This is a genomic window from Microbacterium sp. (assembly GCF_032084865.1).
GTDB lineage: Bacteria > Actinomycetota > Actinomycetes > Actinomycetales > Microbacteriaceae > Microbacterium.
In genome coordinates this window covers 1-9,407 of the sequence record NZ_DAMDLU010000112.1, presented here as the reverse complement: position 1 = coordinate 9,407, position 9,407 = coordinate 1, and the positions used below count along the sequence as shown (strand labels likewise).

Here is a 9,407-nt window from a genome sequence, read left to right as displayed (position 1 = left end):
GGGTGCGCCGCGTGGCGACACCCCGGGTGGGACTGGTGACGGACATCAGTTCGCGATCTTCCGGCCTGTCGAGTTGGCGATCTGCGCCGCGGCGTCGTCGAGCACCTTCTTGGGGTCCTCGCCGTTGAGCACCGCTGCCGCCACCGCGTTCGAGACGGCGTCGGTCGCCACCGACTGGTCGGAGGTGAAGGTGATCGAAGGGATCTGCGTGGTCAGCTCAGCGAAGATCTGGAAGACCTTCTCACCGCCGAAGTACTCGCTGGGCTGCTGAAAGTAGTCGGATTTCAGCGCCGGCAGGTACGACGGGAACAGACCCTCCTTCTGCATCATGCTCGACTGGTTGTCGGCATCGGCGAGCACGAACGCCATGAAGTCGGCCGCGAGCTGAGGGTTCTTCGCCTGGGTGGGGATCGCGAGCCCGGACCCGCCGTTGTTCGACGTCGCCGCGCCCCCCTCCGAGAAGACCGGAAGGTCGCGCACGGCGTACGTTCCCGAGAGCTCGGGCGCCTCGCCCTCGAGCGTGCCGATCCACCACACCGCCTCGGGGGTGACGGCGGAGTCGCCGTCCTTCGCGCTGGTGACGCTGGCGTCCCAGCCCTTGGCGTTCTTGATCAGTCCCTTCTGCTGCATGCTCTGCAGCAGGGTCAGCGTCTGCACGGCCTCGGGGGTGTTCACCGTGATGTCGCCGTTCTCGTCGAAGAGGCCCTGACCCTGCTGCTGCTGCAGCATGAAGAACGGCCCACCGTCGGACAGATCGGCGGTGAGCAGCGTCTTGCCGGTCTTGGCCTTGATCGTCTCGCCCGCCGTCACCATGTCGTCCCACGTGACGATGGATGCCGGGTCGACCCCGGCGGCGTCGAAGTAGTCGGTGCGGTAGAACAGGCCGACGGTGCCGGAGTCCCACGGCGCCATGCGCAGCTTGCCGTCGGCGTCTGTTCCGGTGTCCCACTTGAACGGGTCGAAGTCGTCCTTCGCGTCGCCGAACACCGGGCTGAGGTCGGTGAACCCTTTGGGGAACTGACTCAGGTAGCTCTGGTTGCGGTCGGTCTCGAGGGTGATCATGTCGGGCAGACCGGTGCCGGCCTGCAGGCCGACCGAGATCTTGTCGTAGGCGTTGTCGTAGCCGATGTCGACGACATCGATCGTCACGCCGTCGTGCTTCTTCTCGTATTCGGCACCGAGGCGTTCGAGTGCGGTCGCGGCGACATCCCACGACCAGATGGTGATCTTCCCCGATGCCGCGGCGTCCTTCTTCAGCTCGGCGCCGTCGGATGCCGGGGCTCCTCCTCCGAATGCGCATCCCGTCAGAGTGACCGCCGTGGCGGTGAGTGCAGCCGCCAGCATCACGCTTCGCTTCATCATGACCTCCTTGTCACGTCTATTAAATATTGAATACAGTACACGGGGGCGAAGGGCGACGCCATGGCATCCGCGACCGACTGCCTCAGCTGAGCGAGACGGCGAGATCGATGAACAGCGCCGCCGACCAGCCGAAGGCGGTCGTCGCCGTCTGCGCCTTCAGACCGGTGTGCGGGTTGTAGTACTCGTGCGGACCGCCGCCGTGCACGACGAGCCGCACGGTCTGCTCGCGCAGCTCGCGCGCACGCTCGGGGAATCCCGACGCCTCGAGGCCCTCGGCCACGAGCGCGCTGGTGTTGATCCAGATCGGGCCGCGCCACATGCGCTCGGCCGAGAAGTCCTGGTCCGAGGCGGCGACGGTCGGCAGCCCCCATTCGAGCGCGTATCGGGCGGGGTCGTCGATCGCGGCGCACAGGGCGTCGCGGGTGCCCTCCGGCAGCGTGCCGGTGCGCAGCGGCATGAGGCCGACGACGGTGTCGGAGCGGATGTCCTCCCCCGCGCCGCGCGCGAGGAAGCGTCCGGCCTCCGCATCCCACATCGCCTCGAGCAGCGCCTGCGTGCGCTCGGCGCGCTCGACGAACCGGTCGACCCGGGCATCCGGCACGTACCGGCCGAGCAGATCGGTGATCTCGCGGTCCTGGCAGACCAGGTAGGTGCCGAGGTCGGGCGCCGCGGTGGGGATCGGACCGTCGAAGATCGGACTGTCGTCGAGGCCCGACGAGTACGGGTGCCCGTACTCGGGCATTCCGTCGCCGTCGAGGTCGGACGAGGCGAACCACCAGTCCTGCGAGCGGATCACCCGGTCGAGCTGCACGCGCGCCCAGTCGGGGGCGTCCTCCGCCTCGAGCACCTTGCGCAGCGCCCAGCCCGCCAGCGGCGGCTTGGTCAGCGGCACCGGCTTCGACGGGTCGGCGATCCGCGAACCCGCCCGGCGGAGAGTCGCGCGGTCGCTCTCGGGCAGGTCGTCGCTGCTGGCGAGGATGCCGTTCTCGTGCACGACATCCGGCAGCTGGCCGTCGTCGGCCGCGAACCGGAACGCGATGTCGAGCTGTTCACGGGCGAGCTCCGGGTCGCCGTGGCGCAGACCGACGGCGATGAAGTATGCATCCCACTGCCATAGGCCGACGTAGCCGATCTTCGACGGCACCACCGCGCGCGCATCGCCCAGCGAGGGCAGCTCGACGATGTTCGCGCCGAGCACCCACCAGCAGAACGCGGTCATCCGCTGCAGGTCGTCGCGCACCAGCGGACATCTCGCGAACCAGTCGAGCCACTGCCGCTCGCACTCGGCGAGCGCGCCGGCGTGGTCGCCCGTCTCGATCTCGACGGCGCGATCCGCGCCGACGCTGATCCGGATGCCGGTGGCCGAGAGCGCGTGCTGTTCCTCGTGACCGTCGGCGTGCACGAGCGTCACCCGGGTTCCGTCGCCGCCCGCGAGGCTCAGCGCGCCCGGCCCGTCGAAGGTGAGCGTCGGCGCATCCGCGCCCGCACCGAACTCGATGCGGTGCGGCTGCACGTCTGAGACGGGCAGCGCCCGGCCCGCGGCATCCCGCACCCGCACGGCATCCAGCACTCGGCACGCGTCCAGCCGCTTCTCGTACTCCGAGGTGTGCACCCGCACGCCCTCGCCGTCGTCGGTGCGGAACACCAGCAGACGCGAGCGCGGCAGGGTGAACGGCGCGGTGACGAGGTCGAGGTGCTGCCCGGCGAGGGCCGACAGCGCGGCGGCGTCGGCCGCCACGGCATCCGTCATCATCGTCCTCCCAGACCCGACGCGGCCATGCTGTTGAGGATCTTGCGCTGCCCGATCACGAAGACGATCAGCATGGGGACGGTGGCGATCGCCGAGGCGGCCATCACGAGTCCGTAGTTGACCGATCCGTGCTGGCCCTGGAACGAGGCGAGCAGCAGCGGGACGGTGAACAGGTCGGGCGAGTTCAGCAGCACGAGGGGGAACAGGAACGCGTTCCACACGCCGAGCGCGGTGATGATCGCGAGCGCAGCGAGACCGGGCCGCAGGTTGGGCAGCACGATGCTGAAGAATGTGCGCAGCCGGCCTGCGCCGTCCACCAGCGCCGCCTCCTCGAGCTCCTTCGGCAGCGAGAGCACGAACTGCCGCATGAGGAACACGGCGAACGGGTTGGCGATCATGCCCGGCACGATCAGCGCGAGGTGCGAGTCGACCCAGCCGAGGTTCGACATGAGCAGGTAGAAGGGGATCAGCGTCACCTGCGCGGGGATCATCTGCGTCGCGAGGAACACGATGAACAGCACCTTGCTGCCCTTGAACCGGATCCGCGCGAACGCGTAGCCGGCCATCGAGGCGGTGACCAGCGTGCCGGCGACGACGAGCACGGTGATGTAGAGGCTGTTCAGGTACGCCTGTCCGAAGGGGACCGCGTTCCATGCCTCACTGTAGTTGTCGACCGTCCAGGGGTTGGGCAGGAACTCGAGCGGGTTCTGCAGCAGCTGCGGCAGCGTCTTCAGCGAGGTCAGCAGCATCCAGATGAACGGGAAGACCATCGAGATGCCGGCGATGATCAGCACGACGTGCAGCAGCACCGGGCCGGTTCGGCGGCTCACCGCTCCGCCGGGCCTGCGGCGTCTCGTGCCCGGCGCGACGATCGCGACCGTCGAGTCGGTGGCCGGGCTCTGGCGGCCCTCGGTCAGCGGAGGTGTCATGGTGCCGCTCATTCCGGATCGTCCTCGTAGTGCACGAACTTCTTCTGGGCGCCGAACTGGATCGCGGTGATGACCAGGGTGAGCACCAGCAGGATGATGCTCGCTGCGCTCGACGGGCCGAACTCGAACCGGCCGAAGCCGAGATCGTAGATGTGGTAGACGATCGTCCTGGTCGCGTTGTCGGGTCCGCCGCCCGAGACGAGCACGTAGACGATGTCGAACGTCTGCAGCGACGAGATGAAGGCGATCACCGACGAGAAGAAGACGATCGGCGAGAGCAGCGGCAGGCGGATGCTGAGCAGCAGCCGCACGGCTCCGGCGCCGTCGATGCGGGCGGCCTCGATGACCGAGGGAGAGATGTTCTGCAGCCCGGCGAGGAAGATCACGACGTTCAGGCCGAGCGACGACCAGATGGTCACGATGCACACGGCCAGCAGGGCGAGGCGCGGGTCCTGCAGCCAGTTCGGCGGGTCGACGCCGAACACCTTCGCGATGGTCGTGGAGAGCACACCGTCGACGCGGAACATCTGCTGCCAGATCATGGCGATCGCGACGGTGGCGGTGACCACGGGCGAGAAGAAGAGCACGAGGTAGAGGGCGCGCGTCTTCAGTCGCTCCAGCGCGACGGCGACGACCACCGCGAGACCGAGCCCGATCGGCACGGTGACGATCGCGATGAGCAGAGTGTTCAGGATCGAGCGTCCCAGCAGCGGGTCCTGCAGCTGGTCGACGAAGTTGTCGATGCCGACCCAGGTCAGCTCACCGAGGCCGTCCCAGTCCGCGAACGCGAGCACGAGGCTCGCCGCGAACGGCAGGACGACGAACAGGCCCATGCCGATCAGCTGCGGGCCGACGAACACGTAGCCCCAGAGTCGGTCGCGGCGGCGCCACGCCGCCTCTCTGCGCGGCGGCTGGGCGGATGCCGCAGGGGTGACCTGCGGCATCCGTCCGGCCTCGGTGAGCTGAGCCATGACTACTTCTTCGACCGTTCCTTGACGAGCTTCGCGACGGTGTCGAGGCTCTGCTGAGCGTCGGTCTTGCCCTCGTAGAGCTTCTGGAACTCCTCGCTGATGGCGACGGGCAGGCCGGGGACGCGTGCCTCGGCGGCGTAGTCCTCGAAGCCGACGTCGCGCATGTCTAGGAAGGTCTGGGCGTGAGCGGGGTAGCCGTCTTCGAGCACGACCTCGTCGGCGCCCTTGATCGACGGCACGGCGTTGCCGCCGCCCTGCAGGCGGAAGACCTGCCCCTCCGCGCTCAGGAACTCGGTCCAGAAGGTGAACGCCGCATCCTTCACCTTGGTCTTGCCGTTGATGGCGAGGTACGAGGCGGCGACACCGGTGGGAGCGGGCTCGCCGTCGGGGGTGGGCCAGCGCACGATGTCGTACGAGTCCTGTACACCGGCCGAGGTGAGGGTGCCGATGGTGTAGCGGCCCTGCACGAAGAAGCCCGCCTTGTGAGTGACGAAGACGCTGTCGGCGCCCGCGCCGTCGGGCAGGGTGTCGGCGACGACGAAGGTGCCGTCCTGGAACAGATCGCCGAGCTGCTGCATCGCCGCGACGGTGTCGGCGTCCTTGTTCGCCACGAAAGCGCCGGCGTCGTCGTACGGCGCGTCGATGCCCTGCGACGACAGCCAGCTCCAGTGGGTCGCCCAGTAGTTCCAGAACATCGAGCCGGTCAGGTTCGCGTCGTGCAGCTTCGCGTTCATCTCGAGGTACTTGTCGGTCGTCCACTGCCCGTTCTCGGCGAGCGTGGCCGGGTCCTCGGTGACGCCGGCGGCCTTCAGCGCCTCCTTGTCGTACCAGAGCACGTCGGGGTTCGAGTCGTTCGGGGCCGCGAAGACCTCGTCGTCCTTCTCGGCCGCGCCGAACAGGCCGGGGAAGAAGTCGTCGTGCTTGGTCTTGCTGTCCTTCGAGTCCATCAGATCCTTTAGAGGCATCAGACGGCCGGAGTCGACGAACTGCCCGATCATGTCGTCACCCACGTAGAACACGTCGGGAGCGGTGTTGCTGGTCAGCTGCGCGAGCAGCTTCGAGTGGTAGTCGCCGTATGCGGCCACGGGCTGCAGCTTGACCTTGATGTCGGGGTGACGCTTCATGAAGTCCTTGTTGAACTCCTCGAAGCGGGTCAGCTCGTCGGCCGTGCCCCAGGTCGACCAGATGACGGTCGAGTTCCCGTCCGCGTCGACGCCGCCGCCGCGACCGCCGCCGCCGCTGCAGGCCGCGAGGCCCATGGTCAGTGCGCCGACGGCGATGCCGGCGAGAAGCTTCCGGTACTTGGAGCGGGACATGCCGCCACCTCTTTCATCGTTGGAAGAGCCGGTACCCCGGCAGGAGAGTCGATCTTTAGTATTCTGTATACAGAACACACGCGGTGTCAATGCTCTGTGACCATTCCGATACCGCGCTCCGGCTAGGGTCGAGCCGTGAGCCTTCTCGTCACCGTGCCCACCGACCGCCTCGCCGAGAACCTCGGCGCCCTGCCCGACGGGGTCGAGCTGCGCATCTGGGATCTGCGCTCCCCCGCACCGGCTGCGCGCATCGACATCGTCGTGCCGCCGTACATGGACGGCGACCGCGTGCTCGCGGCGCTGGACGGGCTCGAGGTGGGGCTCGTGCAGGGCCAGTCGATCGGCTACGACGGCGTCGCCGAGGCGCTGCCGTCCGGCATCCGGTTCGCCAATGCCGCGAGCGTGCACGAGGCCTCGACCGCCGAGCTCGCGGTGGGCATGATGATTGCCGCGCAGCGGCAGCTGCCGCGCTTCGTGCGAGCGCAGGAGCGCGGCGAGTGGGCGCCGGTGTTCGCCGAGAGCCTCGCCGACCGGCGCGTGCTGCTGGTCGGGTACGGCGGCGTCGGCACGGCGATCGCGCGGCGCCTGGCCCCGTTCGAGGTCGAGCTGACGGCCGTGGCTCGCACCGCGCGCACCGAGCACGTCGAGGGGGTCGGCGAGATCACCGTGCACAGCATGGACGAGCTCGACGCGCTGCTGCCTGACGCCGAGATCGTGGTGCTGAGCCTGCCGTCCACTGATGAGACCCATCACCTCTTCGACGCCGCGCGCATCGCGCGCATGGCGGAGGGCGCCCTGCTGGTGAACGTCGGCCGCGGGCCGCTGATCGACACCGGCGCCCTGGTCGACGCACTGAGCGCCGGCGCGATCCGCGCCGCATCCGACGTCTTCGAAGACGAGCCGCTGCCGGCCGGGCACCCGCTGTGGTCGGCGCCGAACCTGCTCATCACCCCGCACGGCGGGGGCGCGTCGACCGCGATGAACCCGCGCATGGTGCGACTGCTCCGGCGCCAGATCGACCGGATGCTGGCCGGCGAGCCGCCGCTGAACGTCGTCATCCCGGCATCCTGAACACCCATCCGGGAACGTGCTGTAAACGCTTGCAGTAGCCTGGTCTCATGGCACAGCGTGAACAGCAGCGTGAGCAGATGGCGGCCCCCGGTTCGGAATGGTGGCGCACCGCCGTCATCTACCAGATCTATCCCCGCTCGTTCTCGGACGCGTCCGGCGACGGCATCGGCGACCTGTCCGGCGTCACCAGCCGGCTCGACGATCTGAAGAGCCTGGGCATCGACGCCATCTGGCTGAGCCCGTTCATGACCAGCCCGCAGAAGGACGCCGGCTACGACGTCGCTGACTACCGCGACGTTGACCCGCTGTTCGGCACGCTCGACGACTTCGACGTGATGCTGAACGAGGCGCACGCCCGCGGCATCCGGGTGATCGTCGATCTCGTCCCCAACCACTCCTCCGACCAGCACGTCTGGTTCCAGGAGGCGCTGAAGGCGGCTCCCGGCAGCCCCGAGCGTGCCCGCTACGTCTTCCGCGACGGCCGCGGCGAGAACGGCGAGCTGCCTCCGAACAACTGGGAGAGCGTGTTCGGCGGCGGCATGTGGCAGCGCGTGGTCGAGGCGGACGGCTCGCCCGGCCAGTGGTACCTGCACATCTTCGACGCATCGCAGCCTGACTTCGACTGGACCAACGACGAGGTGCGCGACGAGTTCCGCAGCATCCTGCGCTTCTGGCTCGACCGCGGCGTCGACGGATTCCGCGTCGACGTGGCGCACGGGATGATGAAGGAGGCGGGTCTGCCCGACTACGCTCCCGTCGCCGACGCCGATTCGATGGGCGGCGGCGAGGAGAACGTGCCGTACTGGGGTCAGGACGAAGTGCACGACATCTACCGCGACTGGAACAAGGTGCTCGCCGAGTACGACGGCGACCGCGCCCTGTGCGGCGAGGCATGGCTGCCGACGCTGAAGAAGACGGCACTCTGGGTGCGCCCCGACGAGATGCACCAGACCTTCAACTTCCCCTACCTTATGACGCCGTGGGATGCCCAGGAGCTGCGCCTCGTCATCCGCGAATCCCTCGAGGAGTTCGGCAAGGTCGGTGCCCCGGGCACCTGGGTGCTCTCGAACCACGACGTGATCCGGCACGCCTCGCGCCTCGCGTTGACCGCCGACAGCCCGCAGGGCGACGGCATCGGGCCGAACTCCGAGGGCAAGCCCGACCCGGTGATCGGTCTCTCCCGCGGACGCGCGGCGAGCACGCTCATGCTCGCCCTGCCCGGTTCGGCCTACGTCTACCAGGGCGAGGAGCTGGGGCTTCCCGAAGCGATGGAGATCCCCGACGAGTTCCGCCAGGATCCGACCTGGTTCCGCACGAACGGCGAGCGCTATGGCCGTGACGGCTGCCGCGTGCCGCTGCCGTGGACGGCCGAGGGCCCCGCGTTCGGGTTCAACGACACCGGCGCCTCGTGGCTGCCGCAGCCGGCCGAGTGGGCGACCTTCGCCCGTGACGCGGAGGAGGGCGATCCCGACTCGACGCTGAACCTGTACAAGACGCTGCTCAGCGAGCGCGCCGCGCGGGGCCTCGGCAGCGGGTCGCTCATCTGGGACGACGTGGACGACTCGGCGGTGGCCTTCCACCGCGGCGAGCTGCACGTGGTCGCGAACCTCGGCGACGCCCCGATCGAGCTCGGCGACGACGTGACCTTCGTCGTGCAGAGCGAGCCGTTCGCCGGCACCGCCCTGCCCCCGAACACCGCCGCCTGGTTCACACGCGCCTGAGCGGGCCGACCCGTGAGAAACAACATCCTGAGTGAGAAACCACGCCCCGCGGCGTGTGTCATGCAGGATGTGGTTTCTCGAACCCGCAGGCAGGAGGGGTGACGTCGTGGTGAGCATCGACGAGGTCGCGCGGCTCGCGGGGGTGTCCACCGCGACCGTGTCGCGGGCGCTCAGCGGGCGCGGGCACGTGTCGGACGGCGCGCGCGAGCGCGTGCGCGCGGCAGCGGACTCGCTCGGCTACGTCGTGTCGTCGCGTGCGTCGAGCCTGGCATCCGGACGCACCCGGA

The 9,407-nt window shown here is 68.8% G+C and carries 8 protein-coding genes; 3 read left to right on the top strand and 5 right to left on the bottom strand.

Annotation, left to right across the window (positions count from 1 at the left end; translation table 11 throughout):
- Positions 1–45: 45 nt before the first annotated feature.
- The 5 genes from RT309_RS11315 to RT309_RS11295 form a co-directional block, all read right to left on the bottom strand.
- On the bottom strand, positions 46–1,359 hold the full coding sequence (locus RT309_RS11315) for an extracellular solute-binding protein (protein WP_313357113.1): 1,314 nt from the start codon (positions 1,357–1,359) through the stop codon (positions 46–48).
- Between the two features lie 85 nt (positions 1,360–1,444).
- Entirely contained in the window at positions 1,445–3,115 is a 1,671-nt protein-coding gene (locus RT309_RS11310; protein ID WP_313357111.1) for an MGH1-like glycoside hydrolase domain-containing protein, read from the bottom strand.
- The gene (locus RT309_RS11305) at positions 3,112–4,041 is read right to left on the bottom strand and encodes a carbohydrate ABC transporter permease (protein ID WP_313357109.1); all 930 of its coding nucleotides are present in this window, start codon (positions 4,039–4,041) and stop codon (positions 3,112–3,114) included. The genes RT309_RS11310 and RT309_RS11305 overlap by 4 nt, the downstream gene beginning before the upstream one ends.
- Before the next feature lie 8 nt (positions 4,042–4,049).
- The gene (locus tag RT309_RS11300) at positions 4,050–5,012 is read right to left on the bottom strand and encodes a sugar ABC transporter permease (protein ID WP_313357107.1); all 963 of its coding nucleotides are present in this window, start codon (positions 5,010–5,012) and stop codon (positions 4,050–4,052) included.
- A 2-nt stretch (positions 5,013–5,014) separates the two neighbouring features.
- Positions 5,015–6,328, bottom strand: coding sequence for a sugar ABC transporter substrate-binding protein (locus tag RT309_RS11295; protein WP_313357106.1), 1,314 nt, complete (start codon positions 6,326–6,328; stop codon positions 5,015–5,017).
- Between the two features lie 135 nt (positions 6,329–6,463).
- Between RT309_RS11295 and RT309_RS11290 the strand changes: the two genes are divergently transcribed.
- The 3 genes from RT309_RS11290 to RT309_RS11280 all read left to right on the top strand — a co-directional run.
- Positions 6,464–7,399, top strand: a complete 936-nt coding sequence (locus tag RT309_RS11290) for a 2-hydroxyacid dehydrogenase (protein WP_313357104.1) — start codon at positions 6,464–6,466, stop codon at positions 7,397–7,399.
- A 47-nt stretch (positions 7,400–7,446) separates the two neighbouring features.
- A complete protein-coding gene (locus RT309_RS11285; protein WP_313357102.1) occupies positions 7,447–9,120 on the top strand; it encodes a glycoside hydrolase family 13 protein in 1,674 nt (557 codons plus the stop codon).
- A gap of 106 nt (positions 9,121–9,226) precedes the next feature.
- Positions 9,227–9,407: LacI family DNA-binding transcriptional regulator (locus RT309_RS11280; RefSeq protein WP_313357100.1), on the top strand; the 181-nt coding region annotated here is incomplete at its 3' end.